Origin of the sequence: Streptomyces sp. NPDC006261 (assembly GCF_040613515.1) — a bacterium.
In the GTDB taxonomy this organism is placed as follows: domain Bacteria; phylum Actinomycetota; class Actinomycetes; order Streptomycetales; family Streptomycetaceae; genus Streptomyces.
The window spans coordinates 33,138-54,160 of record NZ_JBEXSI010000026.1 but is presented as its reverse complement, the minus strand read 5'-3'; the positions used below and the strand labels follow the sequence as shown (position 1 = coordinate 54,160).

The following is a 21,023-nucleotide window of genomic DNA, read 5'->3' as shown; positions in this document are numbered from 1 at the left end:
GCCCGGGTGCCGCCCCATCCTCACCAAGCCTGGTCAGCCCGCGAGAAGGGCCCGCGTCTCGTCGCTGACGGCCGGGAGGCCACCCGGGTCGGCCCAGGCGGCGTCGTCGTGCTCGGTGAGGGTGATGGGTCCGGTGGCCCGTACGGTGGCCGCGAAGGTGAACTGCCGGGTCCTGCGCCCACTTCGGGAGGCGTAGTCGAAACTGCCGACATGCCCGGTGACCCGCGTGACGGTGAGCCCGGTCTCCTCCAGAACCTCCCGGCACAGGGCGACTTCGAGCCGCTCGCCGGGATCGACCCCGCCACTGGGCAGCTCCCACAGCCCCCCGAGGAAATCGTCGGCCCGCCGCCTGAGCAGGAGCACCCGGCCGCCCTCGTCGGTGATGAGCGCGCCGACGACGTACTTACCGATGACGTCCCGCCGGGCGTCGGCGAGAAGGCTTTCGGTGAGGGAATCGGGGAGGAGGGAGGTCACGTGGGCGGCTCCTTCTGACGGTGGTGGCGATCGATCGTACGAGTGGACACGCCGCGCTCCGCAGCGCGTCCGCCGGTCCCCTCACGAGCTGATCGGCCTGTACAACGTGCTGTACAACATCCGGGTGAACCAGACCAGGCTCGGCCGAGCCACTGAACCCGGAGGTCTCGTGAAGAAGGCGCGGTTGTGGAAGTCCTTGGTGCCGGTGGTGGTGAACCTGTTGTTGGGGATACCAGCTGTGGTGCCGATCTTCCTGACCTGGTACTTCCTGTCCAACGGCCCACTGGAGGAGCTGGGATGGACACAGCGGGACCCGAACGAGGACGACGGGATGCTGTTGTGGCTGGTCATCGTCGTCCCGGTGGTGGCCTGTTTCGGAGGCATCTGGGCCCTGATCAATCTGTGGATGCGGCGCAGGATGTTCACCGAACGGCCGCCGTACGCATACTGGCTCGTATCGGTGACGCTGGTCCTTGCGCCGTTCTTCCTGGGGGTCGGCTTCGGCTGAGCGAAGGACCAGCACCGGTATTCGCTGGTGGTCCGCCCGGACCTACTGACACGATCTGGTCGTGACCACGTTGTTCCTGACGGTCGGCCTGCCAGGGGCCGGGAAGACCACGAGAGCGCGGCAGCGCGCCGAGGAGCTCGGCGCGCTGCGCCTGACCCCCGACGAATGGATGCTGCCCCTGTGCGGCGAGGCTGAGCCGGACGGGAAGCGTGACGTTGTGAAGGGGCGCATGCTTTGGCTCGCCCTGGAGGCGGTCACGGTGGGCACCAACGTGGTGGTCGACTACGGCTGTTGGTCCCGGAACGCACGCTCCGCCAAGGTGGGCCCGGTGGAGTGGGCTGACTGAGGCTGCGTACATCGACTGCCGCCGTACAGTGGCGTTTTGCGGAGCTGGTTGAGCGGGGGGCGGATTTCGGGTGGCAGGCGGCGATACGTACCAGTGGTGGGAGCTGCTGCCGGCCGGCATTCGCCGGCAGGTCGACGGATACGTACTCCAGGACTCCCGTATGCAGGCGATCCGTATCGTCTTCGAAGTCGGCCGGGCGCGCGGTCTGGGGCTCCATGAGGCTCAGCTCGTCGTCCATGACCGCTACCTCCACCACGGCGACCGGGTCGCCCGGACCCCCGACAGCCCTCTCGACGTGGAGTCCCTGGCCGCCCGCGCCGCAGGCTGCCCGGGCCGGGTCTTGGCGATCGAGGCCGTGTGGGACGGCGACACCGTTCACGACTGGTTCGTGCACCTGATGGCGATCACCGATGACGCTGTTGGCGAGCGGTCCCTGGCCACCATCTACTGGGACACGGCCGGGCGGTATCTCGGTGAGGAGGGGGCTCCGGGGTCGCTCCACCCGTCGGCTGCGGCCGCCGACAGAAGCGGCAGGGCCCTGGCCGCGCGGCTGTCGGTCCCCTTCCACTTCGCCAGTCCGAAGACTCCGGACGACGAGGCGCCCCGCTGGCGGCCGTGACTTCGACGTCCGGGGTCGTCCTTCGCCGATCATGGCTCCATGACCCGTGCTCGCGCTCTCTCGACGCCGCCCGTCATCGCCGCCGGCTCGCTCGCTGCCGCCCCTCAACCTGTGCTCACCGCCGCCGGTGGACTGGTGCTCCGTCCCTGGGCGGACGGTGGCGCGCCCGCCTTCCTCGCCGCCTACCGCGACGACGAGATCCGGCGCTGGCACACCCGACGGCCCTTGAGCGAGGCCCAGGCCCGCGAGTGGTCGGACCACGGTCTGCAACTCCCGGACGACCCCGTGGCATCGGTGGAGGTGCTGCGGCAGGCCGTCTCCCGGCTGGACCGATTCGTCGGCTCGCTCGGCCGGGCGGAAGAGGAAGGAGGGGAATGAGCGCCGGGAACTGATTTCGGCGCGGGCCGGGAGCGGCACCGGGCCGAGCCCGTTGTCAGTGGTGGCTGGCAGCATCGATGCCGTGAACGCTTCAGCGGCCGACCGCACCACGAGAACCACCCGTGTGCGTGTCACCGCCGACCTGCTCCCCCGTGCGGCGTTCACTACGGGTGTCATCGTCGACAACGCAGGAGGAACCCATGGCTCAACTGCTCAGAGTCCAGAATTTCACCGTCTCCAGTGACGGCATCGCGGCCGGTGAGGACCAGACCCTGGAGAGGCCCTTCGGCCATGTGGAGCCGGAGCGGCTGTTCTCCTGGGCCGGTGCCACGGCCAGCTGGCCGATGCGTACGGACCCTGGAGGGAGCCGGGGGCTGGACGACTACTTCACGCGGGACTTCGACCGCAACATCGGCGCCGAGATCATGGGCCGGAACAAGTTCGGCCCCCAGCGCGGGCCCTGGCCCGATCACGCGTGGTGCGGCTGGTGGGGCGATGAGCCTCCGTTCCGTACGCCGGTGTTCGTCATGACCCACCACGAGCGCCCGTCGTTCACGCTCTCCGACACCACGTTCCACTTCGTCGGCGGCGACCCGGCCGCGGTCCTCGCGCAGGCGCGGGAGGCGGCTCAGGGCAAGGACGTGCGGCTCGGCGGCGGGGTCACCACCATCCGGGAGTTCCTCGACGCCGACCTCGTCGACGCTCTGCACGTGGTGGTGTCCCCGGTGAAGCTCGGGACCGGGCTACGGCTCTGGGACTCGCCCGACGAGCTGCTCGACCGGTTCCACCTGGAGGTCGTGCCCAGCCCGAGCGGGGTGACGCACCACTTGTTCTGGCGGAGGTGAGGGGGCCCCGGCCCGCCCTACGGCAGCCGCGCGACCGCCACGTACAGGCCGCTCGCCTCCGGTGCGGGTGCCGTCGGGCCGTGGAACCACTCCGGGGCCGTCACCAGGCCCGGCTCCACGATGTCCAGGCCCTCGAAGAACCGCCCGAACTGCTCGCGGGTCCGCAGCGCCAGGCGGATGCCGCCCTTCTTGTACTCCTCGGTCCCCCGCTGCCCGCCCTCGGGGTTCACATCGGATGCGCCCTGGGAGAGGACGACGTAACTGCCGGGGGCCAGGGCGCTCGTGAGCGTACGGAGGATGCCGCGCGGGTCCTCGTCGTCGGGCAGGAAGTGGAGCAGGCCGAGGAGGGAGAGGGCCACCGGGCGGTCGAAGTCCAGCACCTTGCGTGCGGCCTCGATGATGGTGGCGGGCTCGCGTACGTCGGCGTGGACGTAGTCGGTCGCGCCCTCCGGCCGGCTGATCAGCAGGGCTTCCGCGTGGCGCAGGACGATGGGGTCGTTGTCGCAGTAGACGACCCGGGAGGAGGGGTGGATCTCCTGGGCGATCTGGTGCAGGTTCGGTGCGGTGGGGATGCCCGTCCCGATGTCCAGGAACTGCGTCACGCCCTCGCCCGCCAGCCAGGCCGTCGCGCGGTTCATGAAGGTCCGGTTCTGACGGGCGCCCGTCTTGGCTTCGATGGGCAGGTGTTCGGCCACCGCCTGGTCCACGGGGTAGTTGTCCTTGCCGCCGAGCAGCCAGTCGTAGACCCGTGCCGAGTGGGGCCTGCTGGTGTCGATCGGGGGGTGGGACATCGGGGGGTGGGGCAGCTCTGCCGTCATGCCGGGCTCCCTGGGCAGGTGGTGTGGACCTTTCCGTCGGAGGAGTCTGGCACAGTAACGTGCGCGTGGCGGAAGGGTGTTGGGTCTCGGGCGCGTTGGTGTGGGGCCGTGCGGGGCGTGGGCGTCCGGTGCCGCATTGACCTCGGGTGCCGGGTGCCAGCAAGATCCTGGTGTGAAACCTGACATACCTCCTTCGCCCTGGGATCCGCCCCCGCCCACGCCTCCGTCGAGCGGACCCGCCTGGCCGCAGGCCCCAGGACCCGCCTGGCCGCAGGGGCCGGGATCTGGCCGGCCGCCGCAGGCCGGCGGACCGGGCTGGCAGACGCCCCCGCCCGGGCCCGTCCCGCCGTCCGGTCCCGTACGGGCCGGGGCCGGGGCGCGCTACGACCAGCAGGGGCGGAACGGGCAGGGCGGCAGGTTCGCGTGGCTCGGGGAGCTGTCGCTCGTCCTGCTCCTGGCCGTCGTGGGCATCCTGGTCGTCTCCGGGATCGGGGCCGTCCTCGCGGAGGTGCTGGACGCGGGGCCCGCGTCGGCGGACAGCGAGGTGTTCTTCGAGGACCCCGTCGCCGACATGGCCCTCCAGCTCGTGGGCATCGCGATCGGAATACCGATCGTCCTGTGGGGAGCCCGCTATCTGGGCCGGCGCCCGGCCGGTACGGTCTCCTCGGTCCTGGGACGGCTGCGGTGGAAATGGCTGGGGCTGTGCGCCGCCGTCGCCTTTCCGCTGATCATCGTCCAGTTCGGCGTGATGTTCGCGTGGACCTGGGGGGAGGAGTCCACCGAACCGGCCGGGGACGGCTTTCCCGGCTGGACCGCCTTTCTCGTGAGCCTGGCCGTGCTGGCGGCGCTGGTGCCGTTCCAGGCGGCGGCCGAGGAGTACGTGTTCCGGGGCTGGCTGGTCCAGGTGATCGGGCGGGCCGTGCGGTCGCCGTGGCCCGCCGTCGTACTCGCGTCGCTCCTGTTCGCCCTGGCCCACGGCTTCGGCGAACTCACCGGGTTCATCCTGCTCTTCTACTCGGCGCTGTGGTGGGGCTGGCTGGTGATCCGCACCGGTGGCCTGGAGGCGGTGGTCACCCTGCACGTCGCCAACAACCTGCTGGCCTTCGGCCTGGCGGCCGGCTTCGGCGAACTCGCCTCCACCGAGACGGCGGCCGATGCGCCGTGGCAGGCGATGGTCGTCGAGTTCGTCTTCGCCCCGCTGTACTGCCTGGGGATCGTGTGGCTCGCGAAGCGGCGCGAGGTCGAGCGGGTGAGTCCCTGACGTCTCGGTCGATGACTTCGCGTTGAGCGCTGCCGTGCCGCAGCCCGCCGCTTCGGCCAGGAAATCCGCTGTCCGGTCGCCGGGGCGCGCTGATAGACCTCCGGCATGAACGGGAGTGAGGGAACCTCTGGTGACTGACTCGGCTCTCCTGGCAGCCTTCGAGCAGCACGAGCACTCCAGCAAGGACTTCCACTTCAACGTCGGCCCGGCCGATACCGGCGGCGAGCCCACGCCCTGGGACAGCGCCGTCTTCGCCGAGCAGCTGCGGAAGGATCTGGAAGCGGTGCTCTCGCTCACCTTCGACGTGAGCCGGGGCATCGTGGACCCGACCGGAGGCTGCACCTACTGGTTCGAGAGCGGCGAGCGCAGCGTCTCCCTCCAGGTGAGCGATCCGGAGGAGGGCGACCCCTTCCCCTTCGGCAAGGTCCCCGCCTTGCTGATCATCCGGTCGCGGTCCGAGGAGGTGGCCACGTGGGAACTGGCGGCCGGCCTCTACCGGGACCTGTGCTCCCTGGGCAGGTACCTCGTCCTGGCCGAGACGAAGCACGGCGACCTGGTCACCGGGAACTTCGACGTGGGCGACGGCTGGTAGCCCTGCCGCCGTGAGGAACGGCCCTCAGAACGCCACGGTCAACTGGGCCCGGATGTGCGCGCGCAGGACGCCCGCCATGTCCGTCGTGCAGTCGCTGATCAGCCACTGGATCTGAAGGCCGTCCATGAGGGCGATCAACTGCTGTGCGGCGGAAACCGGTTCGACGCCGTCGCGCAGGGCACCCGCCTCCCGGGCCTGGACGTAGGCGCGTTCGGTGTTGGCGACGGACGTACGGTAGCGGGCCTCGAAGTACGCGTGCGCCGGGTGGTCGGGGGCGGTGGCCTCCGCCGCGACCACCGAGAACAGCTCGACGATGCCGCGCCGCTTGGCGTTCAGCTCGGCGAGGTCCACCAGCCGGCGCAGATGGTCGACGCCCCGGGTGACGCCCAGGGCCAGCCACTCGTCGTCCACGTCGTCGCGGCGCTGGAGCACCGCGAGGAGCAGCGCCTCCTTCGTCGGGAAGTGGTGCAGGAGGCCCGGGTGGGAGATGCCGCAACGGGTGGCGATGACGCGCAGCGAGGCACCCCGGTAGCCGGCCTCGCCGAACAGCGTCATCGCCTGGTCGAGGATCTCGATCCGCTTGGCCCGGCCCTTGGCGTAGCCGCGCCGGGGTCCCGGGGTCACGCGCATTCACCCGCTGTCATCGGACGCCTCTCTCGTTCCCCCCGCGCTCCGCCCCAGATTCTCACAGGGGTGAATACTTACCAAGCGGTCGGTATTGAGCGTACGGTACTGCGGAGTGCCGTCGTGAAAGGAACTCCTGTGGGCCTCCTGCCGCCGTACCTCGACCCCGCGCTCCCCGTCGCGGACCGGGTCACCGATCTGCTGGGCCGCATGACGCTGCCCGAGAAGGTCGGCCAGATGCTCCAGCTCAACGCCAAGGAGGGCGTGCGGCACCTCGTGGAGGAGCTGCACGCCGGGTCGATCCTGCACGCCTCGCCCGAGCGGGTGCTGGAGGCGGCCGCCCTCACCGAGAAGACCCGGCTGCGCATCCCGCTGCTCGTGGCGGAGGACTGCATCCACGGCCACTCCTTCTGGGAGGGCGCGACGATCTACCCGACGCAGCTCGGCATGGCGGCCACCTGGGACACCGGTCTGGTGGAGCGGATCGCGCGGGCCACGGCGGTGGAGGTCGCGGCGACCGGTGTGCACTGGACGTTCTCGCCGGTCCTCTGCATCACCCGCGACCTGCGGTGGGGCCGGGTGAGTGAGACCTTCGGCGAAGACCCTTTCCTCATCGGTGAGCTGGCCTCCGCGATGGTGCGCGGCTACCAGGGCGAGGGGCTCACCGACCCGACCGCGATCCTGGCCTGTGCCAAGCACTTCGCCGGGTACTCCGAGACCCAGGGGGGCCGCGACGCCAGCGAGGCGGACATCTCCCGGCGCAAGCTGCGCTCGTGGTTCCTGCCGCCGTTCGAGCGGGTCGCCAAGGAGGGCTGCCGGACGTTCATGCTCGGCTACCAGTCCATGGACGGCGTGCCGATCACCGTGAACGACTGGCTGCTGGGCGAGGTGCTGCGCGGCGAGTGGGGCTACACCGGCACGCTGGTGACCGACTGGGACAACGTCGGCCGCATGGTGTGGGAGCAGAAGATCTACGCCGATTACGCGCAGGCGTCGGCGGCGGCGGTCCGCGCGGGCAACGACATGGTGATGACGACGTCGAAGTTCTTCGAGGGCGCGCAGGAGGCGGTGGCGGAGGGCACGCTCATGGAGGCCGAGATCGACGCCGCCGTACGCCGCATCCTGACGCTCAAGTTCGAGCTCGGGCTCTTCGAGAACCCCCGCCACCCCGACGCCGCCCGGCAGGCCGAGTTCATCGGCAGCGCCGCGCACGCGGCCCTCAACCTGGAGGCGGCCCGGCGCTCGCTGGTGCTGCTGGCCAACGACGGCACGCTGCCGCTGGCGGGCGGCCCGGAGGCGTCCGAGGAAGGGCGGGCCACGGGGCCCGGCCCCCGTACGGTCGCGGTCGTCGGCCCCAACGCCGATGACGCGCAGACCCAGTTGGGCGACTGGGCGGGCTCCTCCGGGCAGGCGGACTGGCTGCCGGACGGGCAGCCGCGTGCCATGATCCGTACCGTCCTCGACGGCTTCCGCGACAAGGTGCCCGCCGACTGGACCGTGACGTACGCGCCCGGCGCCCGCATCCTGGACGTCGGGCCCGACCCGGAGGGGGAGTCCTTCCCCGACGGGCAGCCCCGCCCCGAGGTCGTCGTCCCGGCCGAGCCCGACCCGGCGCTCATCGGCGAGGCCGTCGCCGCCGCCGAGGCCGCCGACACCGTCGTCGCCGTCGTCGGTGACCGGATCGAGCTGATCGGCGAGGGCAAGTCGACCGCCACCCTCGAACTCGTCGGCGACCAGGTCGCGTTGCTCGACGCGCTGGCGGCCACGGGTAAGCCCCTGGTCGTCGTCGTCATCAGCTCCAAGCCGCTGGTGCTGCCGCCGTCCGCGCTCGGGGCCGCGGCGATCGTGTACGCGGCCAACCCGGGGATGCTCGGCGGTACGGCGGTGGCGGAGCTGCTCCTCGGCCTGATCGAGCCGACCGGCCGGCTCCCGCTCTCCTTCGCCCGGCACGCGGGGCAGCAGCCGACGTACTACAACCAGGTGCGCGGCCAGCACGGCACGCGTTACGCGGACCTCACGCAGAGCCCGGCCTTCGCGTTCGGGGAGGGCCTGAGCTACACGACGGTGGAGTACACGGGCCTGGAGCTGCTGACGGCGGTCGTCGAACCGGCGGAGACGGTACGGGCCCGGGTGACGCTGAGCAACGTCGGCGCCCGGCCCGCGCTGGAGACCGTTCAGGTGTACGTGAGCGACACGGTGACGTCGGTGACCTGGGCGGAGAAGGAGCTCAAGGCGTACGAGCAGGTCACGCTGGCTCCGGGGGAGTCGCGTCAGGTCGAGATCGAACTCCCCGTCGCAGCCTGCACGTTGGTGGACGTGCGGGGGCGGCGCGTGGTGGAGCCGGGGCGCTTCGAGCTGCTGGTGGGGCCGTCGTCGCGCGACGAGGCGCTGCTGCGGGCGGAGTTCACGGTGAAGGGCTGAGCGCGGCGCCGGCCGAGGGATGTGACGGACGTGGGCATCCGAGCCTGCTCGAAGCCGCCGGTGCCCGCCGCACGGCTGCTATGTGCTCTCTGCGCCCGATTACCTCTCCACACACCTCCCGAAAATCTGTAGCGGCTGGAGTAGACATTGGGCGGCGTTGTGGTTATGGTTTCTGTCGTAGCCCAGAGGACAGCAAGACCGGGCAGAGATGAACTGCCTGTAGCAGTACCGCAGTACAGCTGGTTGCAGGACGGTCCGGTGGTGGAGTTTCGGAGCCAGAGCAGGTGCAGGACGGCGACGGAACTGATCCCGGACTGGGTGGCCCGCAGGTTCAGGGGCGGCCATGAGTCACGAGTGGCACCACACAGCGGCAGGACCAGAAGCAGCACCTCGGTGAAGGCGTCAGCTGTGGGCGCACGCACCGGGAAGTTCGGCAGTGGGGTTCTAAGCCAGAGCAGACGCATCACGGGCGACGGGGCTGGCTGCCGAAAGGAGTGGCGCTGTGAAAGGCCACCGAGCAGTACGCAGTGAAGCAGTAGCAGCAGTAAGCGATGCAGAGGGTAAGAAACGGAGGAGTTGGGCACCATCCAGGATCGCCCGGGCGGAAGTCTGAGTCCGGGTACCGCAGGACATCGTGAGTGAGGTGGTCTCCGGTCAAGCAACCGCGATCCCCGCAACCCCCGACCTCTCCCGGGCGGGCACGCGGAACAAGAAAGGCCGACGCAGCCGATCCAGGCCGGCCGATGGTGTAGCAGTTCCTTCGGGGCCCTGGTGCCAATGGCACCAGGGCCCCTCCAACGTGTCTTCCGCCCCCTGAGGCCTCCCGCAGACCTCATACTCCGCTTCTCGCAGTGAGGTGCCTGTGACAGCAGGCAGGCGAGTCTCGTTCCACCGTCTTGGCGACGATGTGACTGTCCCCTTACACCAGGGGCCGGGCCGCCGAGATGCGTGACACCACACAGGGATTCCTCCGCGCCATCGGCGAGGCGCGCCTCATCAGGCCCCTGCGCTCCGCGGGCGGCCACCGCCGAGATGTCTCGGCGCAAGGGCCGGCCTCGCTGAGCTCCCTGCCACGCGTTCTGCTGGTGAAGGGCAACTCAGGGGGTAGGAGCATGGGCATATGGATATTGAACGTAGGAACAACGTCACTGTGACCGGGAACCCGCAGGGGCCCACCGTGGTGCTGGCTCATGGGTTCGGCTGTGATCAGAACATGTGGCGGCTGACGGTACCTTCCCTGGTGGAGAAGTACCGGGTCGTCCTGTTCGATTACGTGGGCTCTGGCCGTTCGGATCTGTCCGCGTTCTCCGCGGCTCGTTACTCCTCGCTGGACGGTTACGCCCGTGATGTGGTGGAGGTGTGCGAGGCACTCGACCTGCGCGATGCGGTGTTCGTCGGCCACTCGGTCAGCGCGATGATCGGCGTTCTCGCGGCCGACATGGCTCCGGAGCGTATCGGGGCGCTGGTGATGGTCGCGCCGTCCCCGCGGTACATCGACGACGAGGGCTACCGGGGCGGTTTCAGCGTCCAGGACATCGACGAGTTGCTGGAGTCCCTGGACGCGAACTACCTGGGCTGGTCGGCGGCGATGGCCCCTGTGATCATGGGGAACGCGGACCGTCCGGAGCTCGGGGACGAGCTGACGAGCAGTTTCTGCGCCGCCGACCCGGAGATGGCCCGTGTCTTCGCCAGGACCACGTTCCAGTCGGATTCACGGGACGACCTGAAGGGGGTGGCCGTGCCGACGCTGGTGCTGGACTGCACCCAGGACGTCATCGCGCCGCGCGAGGTGGGTGCGTTCGTCCACCGGGCGGTCCCCGGGTCCAGGCTGGTCACCCTCGATGCCACCGGGCACTGCCCGCACCTGTCCGCGCCCGAAGCCACGAACCAGGCGATCACCGAGTTCCTGGCCGGCCTGCGGTGATGTGCCGCACCGGGCGGCAGGATCCGGAGGACGAGACCACATCGAGTGCGATGTTCGCGTCCCTGCTGGAGGACAGTGCGGAGGAACTCTACGAGAACGCGCCGTGCGGATATCTGTCCACGCTGATGGACGGTACCGTCGCCAAGATCAACACCACCCTGTTGGGCTGGATAGGCCTGGAGCGGGAGGCCGTGGTCGGGCGGATGCGGTTCGCCGATCTGCTGACCATGGGCGGCAAGCTGTACCACGAGACGCACTTCGCTCCGCTGCTCCGGATGCGGGGCACGATCAGTGGTATCGCCCTGGAGATCAGACAGGCCGACGGAGACCGGATGCCCGTGCTGGTCTCCTCCACGGTCAAGAACGCCAGTACGGGTGAGCCGCAGCTGATCCGTACGACGGTCTTCGACGCCCGGGAGCGGCGTGCCTACGAGAAGGAACTCCTCCGGGCACGGAGAGCGGCCGAGGAAGCACGCGCTCAGGCCGAGGCGGACCGCGCCCGGCTGCAGGACGCCCTGGCCGTACTGCAGCAGTCGCTGCTGCCCGCCAGCCTGCCCCGGGTGCCCGGCATGGAATCCGCCGCTCACTACCGCACCGCCTCACCCGACCAGCTCGGCGGCGACTTCTACGACCTGTTTCCCGTCGACTCCACACGCTTCGCCTTCTTCCTCGGCGACGTGTGCGGCAAAGGCCCTCAAGCGGCCGCGGTCACCTCGCTGACCCGCTACACTCTGCGCGCGGCCGCCCTGCACAACCCCGACCCCATCTCCGTACTGTCCACCCTCAACACCGTGCTCCACGAGCGCTACACCAGCGGAGACCCGCGCTACTGCACCGCCGTCTTCGGCATCCTCGAACCCGACCCCGCAACGGGACGGACCGTCGTCCGACTCGCATCGGGCGGTCACCCTCCGGCCCTGGTCCTGCGCGCGGACGGCACAGCCGACTTCCTGCCCACTCCTGGCGGTGTCCTCATCGGCATCCTGCCCTCAGCGCCCTTCACCGCCGCCGCCACCAGCCTGGGCCCCGGTGACACCCTGCTCCTCTACACCGACGGACTCACCGAGGCCCGCACGGGACAGGACCGTTCCACCTTGTACGGGGACGAGGCGCTGCGCACCTTCGGCACCGACTACGCCGGCCGGCCCCCGAGCGCCGTCGTCGAAGCTCTGACCGGCCTGCTGGACAGCTTCGGCGACGGCCTCGACGACGACACCGCTCTCCTCGCCCTGGGCGTCCCCCGCACCAGCACCCGGATCAGAACCACCTCATGAGCCCGCTGAAGATCACCAGCCGCACCGCTGCCACGGGCCCCGTCCTCCTCATCGACGGGGAACTCGACCACACCACGGCCCCCCAGCTGCGTGACGTGCTCACCGAGCTGACCCTCCAACCGGGCCAACGGCTCGTCCTGGATCTGGCCGGCATGGAATTCTGCGACTCCAGCGGCATCACCGCTCTGATCGTCTCCCGCAATCATGCCCATGCCGCCCGCGCCGACATCGCGCTCGCCGCCGTGCCCGCCCATACCCAGCGTGTCCTGCGCACGGTCGGCCTCGACCAGGTCTTCCCCCTCCACCCCGACAGCCGTACAGCCACCCGCCCCTGAACCGGATCGGTGGCAAGGAGCCGGCTCGGGTCTGCTCCGGCGACTCGAAGCCGCCGACGTAAGCCGATCCCCGTACCGATCCCCGTACCGACTCCCGTACCGACCCCCGGTTCGGTCCGACGCCGGGACGCGCCGAGAAGAAGCGTTTCGGCGTGCGGGCATTCGCCCGTACGGGTGTGGCGTGGCACTCCTGCGGCCCTCTGGGCGCGCACAATGGGGCGGCGGTTCGTGCAGAGGTGCCGAGGCCCTCTCCCGCACCTTGCGCTGAAGGAGGACCGGTGGCTGATGGCTGGGCGGTTCAGCGGACGGGGCCCGGTGACCAGGCCCGTACCCAGGCGAGGGAGCAGCTGCTGGACGCCGCACGGGAGCTGTACGGGGTGGTCGGCTACCGGGAGACCTCCGAGACGGACCTGTGCGAGGCGGCCGGGGTCACGCCCGAGGTGCTCCGGCAGGAGTACGGAACACGGGAGGGGCTCCTCATCGCCCTGCACAACCGGGTCACCACCGTCGGCCTGCGGGCCATGGAGGCCGCCCTGCTCTCCGAGGGGATCGACGAGTGTTCGATCGCGGAGAGGGTCCGGCGCCTCTTCGACGCGTACGTGGAGTCCGTCACCCGGGATCCACGCGAGGCACGGGTGACTTTCGTCGAGGTGCTGGGCGTGAGCGCGGTGGTGGACGAGCACTGCAAACTCTGGCGCGCGCTGTGGACGGAGTTCCTCACCGGGGAGGCCGAGCGGGCGGTGGAGCGGGGCGAGGCGGAGGACCGGGACCACCGCGTGGACGTCATGGTGATGGTGGGCACGGTCCACGAACTGATGGCTCACCACACCCGCCGCTGCCGCAGGGCCCGCCCGGAGGAGGTCTCCGGTGAACTGACACAACTGGCGCTGACGATGCTGGGGTCGCAGCCGGTGGGATGAGCGTGTGGAGGCGGGAGGCGGTCACCGGCCGGCGAGGAGGCCGGGCAGGGTGCGCATGTCGTCGAAGACGACGGTGCCGGGGCCTTCGAGATGGTGCGGGGGAGTCATTCCCCCGGCGTAGGCGAAGGCGCGCATCCCGGCGGCACGGGCGGCCTGAAGACCGTACTGGCTGTCCTCGACCACGGCGCACGCCTCGGGCGCGACGCCCATCCGCTTCGCCGCGTGGAGGAACAGATCAGGTGCCGGCTTGCCGTGCTCCACCTCGGTGGCGCTGAAGATGCGGCCGTCGAAGCGCTGGTGGAGGCCGGTGGTCGCCAGGGTGAAACGCATCTTGTCGTGGCTCCCGCTGGAGGCCACGCACGTGCGGAGGTGCGAGAGCGCGTCGAGGGCGTCGGCAATGCCGGGGACGGGGGTGAGTTCAGCGGCCAGCGCATCACGGTAGAGATGTGCGAACTCCTTCTCCCAGTCGGCCGGCAGGCTGCGCCCGAGGTGGGCCTCGATGTCCTTGGTCATCGCATGGCTTGAGCGACCCATGAACCGGTCGACGATCTCGGCTTCGGTGAGATGCCACCCCAACTGGGCCAGGACGAGGGCATCGATGCGCACCGCGATGCGCTCGCTGTCGACGAGAACCCCGTCGCAGTCGAATATGACGAGTTCGATCGGTTGGACCATGCCCGCAGGATAGACGGGGCCTACCGGCCGGTCCGGGGTGAGTGACTCCGCTGTCGGCAGAGCCGCCGGACACCGCCCGGCCCAGCTGCCAGGCTGGCCTGATGACGCAGCGTACGCACGTGTCCGTCACCGTCCACCGTCTCGACCTCGGCTTCTTCGTCCGGCCCGCAGCCGAGACGGGCGGCCCGCACCCCAGAGTCGAACCGGTGCTCGCCTACCTGGTCGAGCACGAGCGTGGACGGCTCCTCTTCGATACGGGCATCGGCGCCGGGGACCCAGGCGCCGAAGCGCACTACCGGCCCCGGCGACGCCCGCTGGAGGCAGCACTGGCCGCTGCGGGGACGGCAGTCGAGGACGTGGACGTCGTGGTGAACTGCCACCTCCACTTCGACCACGTCGGCGGCAACCCACTCCTGGCGGGCGTGCCCGTCCTCGTGCAGGAGACCGAGCTGGCGGCCGCGCGCAGAGGCGGGTACACGATCGACGCCCTCGTCGATTTTCCCGGCGCCCTGTACGAGGAGCTCTCCGGGGAGGCCGGACTCTGGCCCGGCGTGTGGATCGTGCCGACCCCCGGCCACACCGACGGGCACCAGTCGCTGGTGGTCCGCCAGACTGACGGCACGGTCGTCGTTCTCGCCGGGCAGGCCCACGACTTCGCCTCGCACTACGCCTCCGACGAACTCGCCCGCCGGGCCGTACTCGACGGGGTGGCCCAGCCGCTGCCGCCGTACCGGGCCTGGATGGACCGGCTGGTCGCGTTCGACCCGGGGCGGGTGTTCTTCGCGCACGACTGCTCGGTGTGGGAGCCGCCGTCGGAGCGGGCCGGCCCGCCTGTTGGGCACCGCGGTCCGTGACCAGGGCGTGGCGACCGTGGCCACCGGCAACCTCGGCCGGGTCGGCGGGACTCCGGACTCCGGGGTCCCGCCCTGGGCGTCCGGAGGCCCGGTCAGGCCGGAAGCCCGTCAGACCGGAACCGGCGCCGCGTGCTGCCGGGCGTACGGGCCGCACAGCCCCCACGCCTCGTGCATCGCGTCGGCGAAGGCGGCGGCGAGGAGGTGTTCGCCCGACGGGCCGGGGTGGGTGCCGTCGTACGTGTCCGTGCGGATGTCGTAGCCCGGCGGGCGCGAGGCCAGCAGGAGCGGGGAGGACGGGGTGTCCAGGTCGGCCACGGCCTTGGCGAGCAGTTCGTTGAAGCGGGCGCAGGAGGCGGCGAAGGTGGCGTCCGACTCGGCCCGGACGTTGGGTATCACCGGGAGCAGCACCATCCGGATGTGCGGGTTGGCCGTGCGGGCCGCCGTGATGAACGCGCGGGCGCTGGCCGCCGTCTGCTCGGCGTCCGTGTAGAACCCGAGGTCTATCAGGCCCAGCGAGACCAGCAGCACGTCCGCCTCCGCCTCGCGCACCGCGTCCGCGATCGCCGGCGCCATGTGCAGCCAGCCCTCGCCCCAGCCCGCCAGGTGCCTGCGGGCGTCGGGCGGGAAGGACGGGTCGGCGTACGCGTGGGAGTGCGGGGCGTCGGCCTCGGGGTCGTACAGCGTCGTGCGTGGCCCGACGATCTCGTACGGAGTCGGGCAGACCGCCTCAAGGTGCTGCCACAGGCGGTAGCGCCAGGTGAAGTCGCCGGTGGCGCCGATGGTCATGGAATCGCCGACCGGGAGAAAACGCATGGCGTCATCATGGCCGATCACGGCTGTGGCCTGCGACGTGACGATGGACACGGTGGGACGGGCGGGGGCGGGCCCCACGGTGGACGGGGCCGCGACCGTGGACACTTGGGCCATGCGTCCGTATCCGAGCCGCCCGGCACGTCTCGCCGTTCCCGCCGCAGCCCTCCTGCTGCTTCTGGGGGCCGCCTGCCCAGCCGTCGCCGCCGACGGGGAGCCCGACCGTGACTTCACGATCGAGGACCCCCGCATCACCGAGTCCAGCGGCCTCGCCGCCAGCCGCCTGCACCCCGGGGTCTACTGGACGCACAACGACAGCGACGACGGGCCCTACGTCTTCGCCGTCGACTCCCGCACCGGGAAGACCGTCGCGACCATCACCATGCGGGGTGTGGGGGAGCCGCGTGATGTCGAGGGCATCTCCATCGGGCCGGACGGCGACATCTACGTCGGTGACATCGGGGACAACCTGGACGGCTCCTGGAGTCATGTCTGGGTCTATCGCTTTCCCGAGCCCAAGGCCCTCCGCGACGCCACGGTCACCGCCACCCAGTACGACGTGAAGTACGCCGACGGGGCCCGCAACGCCGAAGCGCTGATGGTCCACCCGAAGACCGGACGCGTCTACATCGCCTCCAAGAACGAGGACGGCGGCGGTCTCTACGAAGGGCCCGCGAAGCTCACCGCCGGGGGCACCAACACGTTCCGGCGGGTGGGGGAGGTGCCGTGGGTGACGGACGGGGCCTTCTCGCCCGACGGGGGTTCGCTGGTGATGCGCTCGTACTTCAGCGCCCGCGTGTACGGCTTCGGGGACGGCCGCCTCGGGGAGAGCCGGTCGGTGGCCGCGCCGTTCCAGCGGCAGGCGGAGTCGGTGACGTACACGGCGGACGGCTCGGCCCTGATGTTCGGCTCCGAGGGGGCGCGCAGTGGGGTCGTGCGTGTGGAGGTCGAGGGGGGCGGCACGCCGGCGGAGGGCGGTCAGGGGAAGGGGAAGCCCTCGGGGAGCGGTAGCCCCTCCCAGGGGGCGGGCGACGGCCAGGACGGTGACGGCAAGGGCAGCGTGGGGCTCGGTGCGGTGATCATCGTCGGGGCGGGGGCCCTGTGGTTCGCGCTCCGGCGGAAGCGCGGGCAGGGGTGAGGCCCGAGGCCTCCGCCTCCCTCAGTCGCCGTTCGTCACCGGCCACACCTCGTAATGCAGCGTCCTGTCCCGCTTCAGCCGGTGCGCGAGCGGGACGAGCACGCCCTGCACGATCGGGTACTTCCGCGACAGCATCCGCGCCGCGTGCGTGTTCTCCTTCGTGCCCGGCCGCAGCAGCCGTGCGTGGGCGCTGATCCGCGGTCCCGTCGGTCTGCCCCGGACCGTGCACGGGGCGAGCTCCACCTTCGGGTGGTTGCGCATCCGCTCGACCTTCCAGGCCGAGGAGAACGTACGGATGAAGGCGTGATCACCCTCGACGGCGATGTTGACGGGCGTGCCGACGGCCGTGCCGTCCTGCCGGTGGGTGCTCAGCAGGACGGTGTACTGCTTCACGAAAGGGGCTAGCTCCCGGCTGGCGTCCATATATCCATTGGGGCACGGGCCGGGCGCGTTGTCATGTCCGGTCGGTCGCTCAGCCTGTCGCCCGGTCCGCCGTGCGCTCCGCGACCAGGGCCTCGAAACCGGCGATCAGCCGTTCCAGCCCGAAGGCGAAGTGGTCGAACTCCGCGCTGAAGGCGTCCTCGGCCATCCCCGCCATCATCGGGTACGCGCCGCTGAGCATGGCCCGCTCCAGGTAGGGGCGCTGGCTGTCCCAGAACTCCTCGTCGCTCAGCCCCGTCTGCGCCACCGCCTCCGCCGCGTCTCCCCGGGTGCGGGCGAGGCCCTCCACGAAGCTGTTGACCGTGATGATCACACCGATGAGCTCGGGGTCGCGCAGCCCCATGGACCGCAGCGCGGTGAGCGAGAGCTCCAGACCGCGCAGGGCGCTGGGGCCGAGCACCGTACGCGCCTGGTTGATCTTGAGCAGCCAGGGGTGGCGGCGCAGGTTGTCCAGGTAGGTCCGGGCCATGGCGTCGATCGCCACCCGCCAGTCGTCGGGGACGCTGCCTCCCCTCCCACGCTCGTCGGACAGGGGCTCGCCCAGCACCCGGTCGAGCATCAGGTCCAGGAGTTCGGCCTTGCCGGGGACGTACCGGTAGAGCGACATCGTGCCCGTGCCGAGCTCGGTGGAGAGCCGGCGCATGGAGACGGCGGCCAGCCCCTCCGCGTCCGCCACGGCGATGGCGGCCGTGACGATCCGGTCCAGCGTGAGGCCCGGTCTGGGGCCGCGGCTGGGGCGGTCCCCGGTGCCCCAGAGGAGTTCCAGGCTGCGCGCGATGTCGCCGCTCCCGGTGGTGGTGCCGTCCGGTGCCGCCGCTGTCGATCCGTCTTTCGCCATGGGGGCAGCGTAGTGCGCCGGAGGCGATGTGGGTACGCCGTACTCGCATTCAGGTACACCGTACTCAGTTTGGAGTGCGGTGTACTCGGCTTGCTTCCGGGTTCGTCGGAGAAGCAGGGGTTAGGCCATGTCCATGCCTGAAACCAGGCCGAGGTCCGGGTCCGCGTCCGGATGCGCGGTGCTCGCCGAAGGGGTCGTCAAGGGGTACCGGGCGCGAGGGAGGGGCGGGGCGGAGAAGCGGGCGCTGGACGGGTTCGACCTCGCCGTCCGCCCCGCCTGGTGGTCCCGACGCCGGAGGCGGCGGGCGGGCTGTACGCGGTCGTCTTCCCCTTCATGATGATCTCCAGCGCCTTCGTCGCCCGTCCCTGATGCCGAGCTGGCTGGGCACCGTGGCTGCCTGGGACCCGATCTCCTCGACGGCGACCGCCACCCGCGAACTGTTCGGCAACCCGGTGGCCGGCGGCGGTACCTGGGCGGGGGCGGAGTCGGGCGGGAGGCCCTAGGGTTCCTCCTCATGACCGAACCCGCCTTCCTGCGCACCACCCGCACCTCCTACGACACCCTGGCCGCCGACTATGCCGCCTTCTCCCGTGAGGAGTTGGCGGCGAAGCCGGTGGAGCGGTCCGTGCTCGCCGCCTTCGCCGAGCTGGCCGCCGCGGACGGGCACGGGCTCCCCGTCGCCGATGTGGGGTGCGGGACCGGCCGGGTCACGGGGCACCTGCACGGACTCGGCCTGGGACTGGACGTGTTCGGGATCGACCTCGCCCCGGGCATGTTGGCCGTGGCGCGGGAGGAACACCCCGGGCTCCGCTTCGAGGAGGGGTCCATGCTCGCCCTCGACCTCCCGGACGGGTCGCTCGGCGGCCTGCTCGCCTGGTACTCCACCATTCACGTCCCGGACGAGGAACTGCCGCGCGCCTTCGCCGAGTTCCGCCGCGTGCTGGCTCCGGGCGCTCCCGTACAGCTCGGGTTCCAGGCTGGCGACGAGCCGTTGCGGATGGCGGAGGCCTGGGGCCACGACGTCTCGCTCGTCTTCCACCGGCGGCAGCCGGAGCGGTTGGCCGCGCTGCTGCGGGCGGCGGGCCTTGAGGTGCGGGCCGTGCTCTGGAAGGAGCGGGAGACGGAGGGGCCGTTCCCGGAGCGGGCGCCGCAGGGGTTCGTGCTCGCGCGGAGGCCGCAGGAGGCCTGACCGGTATTTCCCGGCTTCCGCCGGAGATGCGGCCCGGCACGCCCCTCGCCTCCGGCGGGGGGCGTCGCACCACTGGCTCTCCCGAGATGCGGAGCGCCCCACGGTGACCAGACTGGTCACCATGGCAGACCAACGTTCAGCGCACGCCGAGCGCTCCTCCACGGGGACCCGGAAGAAGCCCCCGGCCAGGAAGGGGCCCGAGCACGCCGCCCGCGCCGCCTGTCAGAGCCTGGAAGCGCTGATCAGCCACCCGGCCGAGGGCGTCTCCGCCATCCGGCGCTCCGACGACGACGGCTGGTGCGTCGTCGTGGACGTCCTTGAAGTGCCCCGTATCCCGGACACGACCAGCCTCCTCGCCTCGTACGAGGTGCAGCTCGACGGAGCCTGCGAACTCATGGAGTACACCCGGGTCCGCCGCTACCGGCGCGGTGCCGCCGACGAGTGACCCGACTTCGTCCGACAGCTGGAAGGACTCCCTCATGACGACCACGACGTACGCCGATGGTGTTGCTCCGTGCCCGCCCCGCGCCGGCACGCTCTACGACGTGCTGGAGCTCATTCTCGACCGGGGCATGGTGATCGACGTATTCGTACGGGTCTCCCTGGTCGGTATCGAGATCCTCAAGATCGACGCGCGCATAGTCGTGGCGAGCGTGGACACCTACCTCCGCTTCGCGGAAGCGTGCAACCGCCTCGACCTCGAACGTGACCCCAGCAGTTCCACCGTCCCCGAGCTGTTCGGCGGCTCCGCCGCCCGCTCCATCGGCAAGCGGAAGGTGCGCAAGGCCGCGGAGTCGGTCGGCGACACCGTACGCAAGGCGGTCGGGTCCGGCGTCTCCGACGATGACGACGAGGACGAGGTGGAGGCGGAGGCGGAGGAGAGGCCCGCGCGTCCGAGGAAGCGGCGGGCCCCCGTCAGCAGCAGCACGAGCCGCCGCCGCCGAGCGGAGGCCTGACGTGCGCGCCGAAGGACCGGGACCCGCCGAAGGGCGAGGGCTGTACGTGTACGCGGTCGTCCGGGCCGGAACGCCGCTGCCCCGGAAGTCCGGGGGCGTGGGCAGCCCGCCCGCCCCGCTGCGGACCGTCGGCGCGGGACCGGTGACCGCAGTCGTCAGCGCCGCCCCCGCCCAGTTGCGCGCCAGGCGCCGCGACCTGCTGGCCCACCAGGAGCTCCTGACGTACCTGGCGGGGAGCGGGCCCGTACTGCCGATGCGCTTCGGCATGGTCGCGCCGGACGAGGCCGCCCTGCGCGACCAGTTGGCCGCGGCGGAGGCGGGCCACCTCGCCGCCCTGGACCGGGTCGCCGGGCACATCGAGATGAACGTCAAGGCGCTGCCCGCCCAGGACTCCCTCGCCGCACTGGTGGCGGGGGACGCGACCGTACGGCGGCTGCGTGAGGCAACCCGCAGGCGCCCCGGCTACGAGGCGAACGTGCGCTTGGGTGAAGCCGTCGCCTCCGCCCTGGCGCGCCGGGCGGGCCAAGCGGGGCAGCGTGCGCTGCGCGATCTCGCGCCCATGGCCCGCGCGACGGCCGGGGGGCCGGAGGTCCCCGGCTGCGCGCTCAACGTGTCCTTCCTCGTGGCGCAGGCCGACAGCGACCGGTTCCGCGCGACCGCCGAGCGTTTCGCGGCGGCCCACCGTGACCACGTCGACCTTCGCATCGCCGGCCCGCTGCCCTGCTACAGCTTCGTCGGCGCCGGGGACCGGAGCGCGCCCGCACCCGTCGGTGGAGGCTGACG

24 protein-coding genes and 4 pseudogenes are annotated in these 21,023 nt (G+C 71.1%); 21 read left to right on the top strand and 7 right to left on the bottom strand.

Annotated elements, in window-relative coordinates; genetic code table 11:
• Positions 1 to 33: 33 nt before the first annotated feature.
• The gene (locus ABZ154_RS18855; protein WP_356833966.1) at positions 34 to 474 is read right to left on the bottom strand and encodes an NUDIX domain-containing protein; all 441 of its coding nucleotides are present in this window, start codon (positions 472 to 474) and stop codon (positions 34 to 36) included.
• A 124-nt stretch (positions 475 to 598) separates the two neighbouring features.
• Here ABZ154_RS18855 and ABZ154_RS18850 point away from each other — a divergent pair, with 124 nt between their 5' ends.
• The 5 genes and pseudogenes from ABZ154_RS18850 (at position 599) to ABZ154_RS18830 (ending at position 3,170) form a co-directional block, all read left to right on the top strand.
• Entirely contained in the window at positions 599 to 982 is a 384-nt protein-coding gene (locus ABZ154_RS18850; RefSeq protein ID WP_356833964.1) for a hypothetical protein, read from the top strand.
• A 61-nt stretch (positions 983 to 1,043) separates the two neighbouring features.
• Positions 1,044 to 1,298, top strand: a pseudogene (locus tag ABZ154_RS18845) (AAA family ATPase); the annotation flags it as partial.
• Between the two features lie 100 nt (positions 1,299 to 1,398).
• A complete protein-coding gene (locus ABZ154_RS18840; RefSeq protein ID WP_356833961.1) occupies positions 1,399 to 1,947 on the top strand; it encodes a hypothetical protein in 549 nt (182 codons plus the stop codon).
• A gap of 39 nt (positions 1,948 to 1,986) precedes the next feature.
• On the top strand, positions 1,987 to 2,325 hold the full coding sequence (locus tag ABZ154_RS18835; protein WP_356833959.1) for a hypothetical protein: 339 nt from the start codon (positions 1,987 to 1,989) through the stop codon (positions 2,323 to 2,325).
• A gap of 200 nt (positions 2,326 to 2,525) precedes the next feature.
• Positions 2,526 to 3,170: a dihydrofolate reductase family protein gene (locus ABZ154_RS18830; protein ID WP_356833957.1), complete on the top strand. Its 645-nt coding sequence runs from the start codon at positions 2,526 to 2,528 to the stop codon at positions 3,168 to 3,170.
• 17 nt (positions 3,171 to 3,187) lie between these two features.
• On the opposite strand, the gene ABZ154_RS18825 is transcribed toward ABZ154_RS18830, so the two are convergent.
• Positions 3,188 to 3,988 carry an SAM-dependent methyltransferase gene (locus ABZ154_RS18825; protein ID WP_356833955.1) on the bottom strand — a complete coding sequence of 267 codons (801 nt, stop codon included), beginning with the start codon at positions 3,986 to 3,988 and terminating at the stop codon, positions 3,188 to 3,190.
• Between the two features lie 172 nt (positions 3,989 to 4,160).
• Between ABZ154_RS18825 and ABZ154_RS18820 the strand changes: the two genes are divergently transcribed.
• Together ABZ154_RS18820 and ABZ154_RS18815 are read left to right on the top strand one after the other, a co-directional pair.
• Positions 4,161 to 5,249: a lysostaphin resistance A-like protein gene (locus ABZ154_RS18820; RefSeq protein WP_356833953.1), complete on the top strand. Its 1,089-nt coding sequence runs from the start codon at positions 4,161 to 4,163 to the stop codon at positions 5,247 to 5,249.
• Positions 5,250 to 5,379: 130 nt separating this feature from the next.
• Positions 5,380 to 5,841 (top strand): hypothetical protein, encoded by a 462-nt coding sequence (locus tag ABZ154_RS18815; RefSeq protein WP_356833951.1) that lies wholly within the window; start codon positions 5,380 to 5,382, stop codon positions 5,839 to 5,841.
• Between the two features lie 24 nt (positions 5,842 to 5,865).
• On the opposite strand, the gene ABZ154_RS18810 is transcribed toward ABZ154_RS18815, so the two are convergent.
• Entirely contained in the window at positions 5,866 to 6,465 is a 600-nt protein-coding gene (locus tag ABZ154_RS18810; RefSeq protein WP_356833948.1) for a TetR/AcrR family transcriptional regulator, read from the bottom strand.
• Positions 6,466 to 6,603: 138 nt separating this feature from the next.
• Here ABZ154_RS18810 and ABZ154_RS18805 point away from each other — a divergent pair, with 138 nt between their 5' ends.
• From ABZ154_RS18805 to ABZ154_RS18780, 6 genes and pseudogenes are all read left to right on the top strand, one after another.
• On the top strand, positions 6,604 to 8,886 hold the full coding sequence (locus ABZ154_RS18805; protein ID WP_356833946.1) for a glycoside hydrolase family 3 N-terminal domain-containing protein: 2,283 nt from the start codon (positions 6,604 to 6,606) through the stop codon (positions 8,884 to 8,886).
• 862 nt (positions 8,887 to 9,748) lie between these two features.
• A pseudogene (locus ABZ154_RS18800) lies at positions 9,749 to 9,917 on the top strand (MerR family transcriptional regulator); the annotation flags it as partial.
• Positions 9,918 to 10,006: 89 nt separating this feature from the next.
• Complete coding sequence (locus ABZ154_RS18795) at positions 10,007 to 10,810, top strand: alpha/beta hydrolase (protein WP_356833944.1); 804 nt, start codon at positions 10,007 to 10,009, stop codon at positions 10,808 to 10,810.
• Positions 10,810 to 12,084 (top strand): SpoIIE family protein phosphatase, encoded by a 1,275-nt coding sequence (locus ABZ154_RS18790; RefSeq protein ID WP_356833942.1) that lies wholly within the window; start codon positions 10,810 to 10,812, stop codon positions 12,082 to 12,084. The genes ABZ154_RS18795 and ABZ154_RS18790 overlap by 1 nt, the downstream gene beginning before the upstream one ends.
• Complete coding sequence (locus ABZ154_RS18785; protein ID WP_356833940.1) at positions 12,081 to 12,419, top strand: STAS domain-containing protein; 339 nt, start codon at positions 12,081 to 12,083, stop codon at positions 12,417 to 12,419. Before ABZ154_RS18790 ends, ABZ154_RS18785 begins: the two co-directional genes overlap by 4 nt.
• Positions 12,420 to 12,697: 278 nt before the next feature.
• Positions 12,698 to 13,339, top strand: coding sequence for a TetR/AcrR family transcriptional regulator (locus tag ABZ154_RS18780; RefSeq protein ID WP_356833939.1), 642 nt, complete (start codon positions 12,698 to 12,700; stop codon positions 13,337 to 13,339).
• Between the two features lie 21 nt (positions 13,340 to 13,360).
• On the opposite strand, the gene ABZ154_RS18775 is transcribed toward ABZ154_RS18780, so the two are convergent.
• Complete coding sequence (locus ABZ154_RS18775) at positions 13,361 to 14,014, bottom strand: HAD family hydrolase (protein ID WP_356833937.1); 654 nt, start codon at positions 14,012 to 14,014, stop codon at positions 13,361 to 13,363.
• A 101-nt stretch (positions 14,015 to 14,115) separates the two neighbouring features.
• On the opposite strand from ABZ154_RS18775, the gene ABZ154_RS18770 reads away from it, so the two are divergent.
• On the top strand, positions 14,116 to 14,868 hold the full coding sequence (locus tag ABZ154_RS18770; protein WP_356833935.1) for an MBL fold metallo-hydrolase: 753 nt from the start codon (positions 14,116 to 14,118) through the stop codon (positions 14,866 to 14,868).
• A gap of 108 nt (positions 14,869 to 14,976) precedes the next feature.
• Here ABZ154_RS18770 and ABZ154_RS18765 read toward each other — a convergent pair whose 3' ends face one another.
• On the bottom strand, positions 14,977 to 15,681 hold the full coding sequence (locus tag ABZ154_RS18765; protein WP_356833933.1) for a GDSL-type esterase/lipase family protein: 705 nt from the start codon (positions 15,679 to 15,681) through the stop codon (positions 14,977 to 14,979).
• Positions 15,682 to 15,793: 112 nt separating this feature from the next.
• Here ABZ154_RS18765 and ABZ154_RS18760 point away from each other — a divergent pair, with 112 nt between their 5' ends.
• Positions 15,794 to 16,816, top strand: coding sequence for a WD40 repeat domain-containing protein (locus tag ABZ154_RS18760; protein ID WP_356834056.1), 1,023 nt, complete (start codon positions 15,794 to 15,796; stop codon positions 16,814 to 16,816).
• 21 nt (positions 16,817 to 16,837) lie between these two features.
• On the opposite strand, the gene ABZ154_RS18755 is transcribed toward ABZ154_RS18760, so the two are convergent.
• Positions 16,838 to 17,239, bottom strand: a complete 402-nt coding sequence (locus ABZ154_RS18755) for a PPOX class F420-dependent oxidoreductase (protein WP_356833931.1) — start codon at positions 17,237 to 17,239, stop codon at positions 16,838 to 16,840.
• A gap of 49 nt (positions 17,240 to 17,288) precedes the next feature.
• The gene (locus ABZ154_RS18750) at positions 17,289 to 18,095 is read right to left on the bottom strand and encodes a TetR/AcrR family transcriptional regulator (RefSeq protein ID WP_356833928.1); all 807 of its coding nucleotides are present in this window, start codon (positions 18,093 to 18,095) and stop codon (positions 17,289 to 17,291) included.
• Positions 18,096 to 18,222: 127 nt separating this feature from the next.
• Between ABZ154_RS18750 and ABZ154_RS18745 the strand changes: the two are divergent.
• The 6 genes and pseudogenes from ABZ154_RS18745 to ABZ154_RS18720 all read left to right on the top strand — a co-directional run.
• Positions 18,223 to 18,369, top strand: a pseudogene (locus tag ABZ154_RS18745) (daunorubicin/doxorubicin resistance ABC transporter ATP-binding protein DrrA); the annotation flags it as partial.
• A gap of 2 nt (positions 18,370 to 18,371) precedes the next feature.
• Positions 18,372 to 18,568: pseudogene (locus ABZ154_RS18740) on the top strand (ABC transporter permease); the annotation flags it as partial.
• A 41-nt stretch (positions 18,569 to 18,609) separates the two neighbouring features.
• Positions 18,610 to 19,284, top strand: coding sequence for a class I SAM-dependent methyltransferase (locus ABZ154_RS18735; protein WP_356833926.1), 675 nt, complete (start codon positions 18,610 to 18,612; stop codon positions 19,282 to 19,284).
• Positions 19,285 to 19,405: 121 nt separating this feature from the next.
• Complete coding sequence (locus ABZ154_RS18730; RefSeq protein WP_356833924.1) at positions 19,406 to 19,729, top strand: gas vesicle protein; 324 nt, start codon at positions 19,406 to 19,408, stop codon at positions 19,727 to 19,729.
• 34 nt (positions 19,730 to 19,763) lie between these two features.
• On the top strand, positions 19,764 to 20,240 hold the full coding sequence (gene gvpJ, locus ABZ154_RS18725) for a gas vesicle protein GvpJ (protein ID WP_356833922.1): 477 nt from the start codon (positions 19,764 to 19,766) through the stop codon (positions 20,238 to 20,240).
• Between the two features lies 1 nt (position 20,241).
• Positions 20,242 to 21,021, top strand: coding sequence for a GvpL/GvpF family gas vesicle protein (locus tag ABZ154_RS18720; protein ID WP_356833920.1), 780 nt, complete (start codon positions 20,242 to 20,244; stop codon positions 21,019 to 21,021).
• Positions 21,022 to 21,023: the final 2 nt, after the last annotated feature.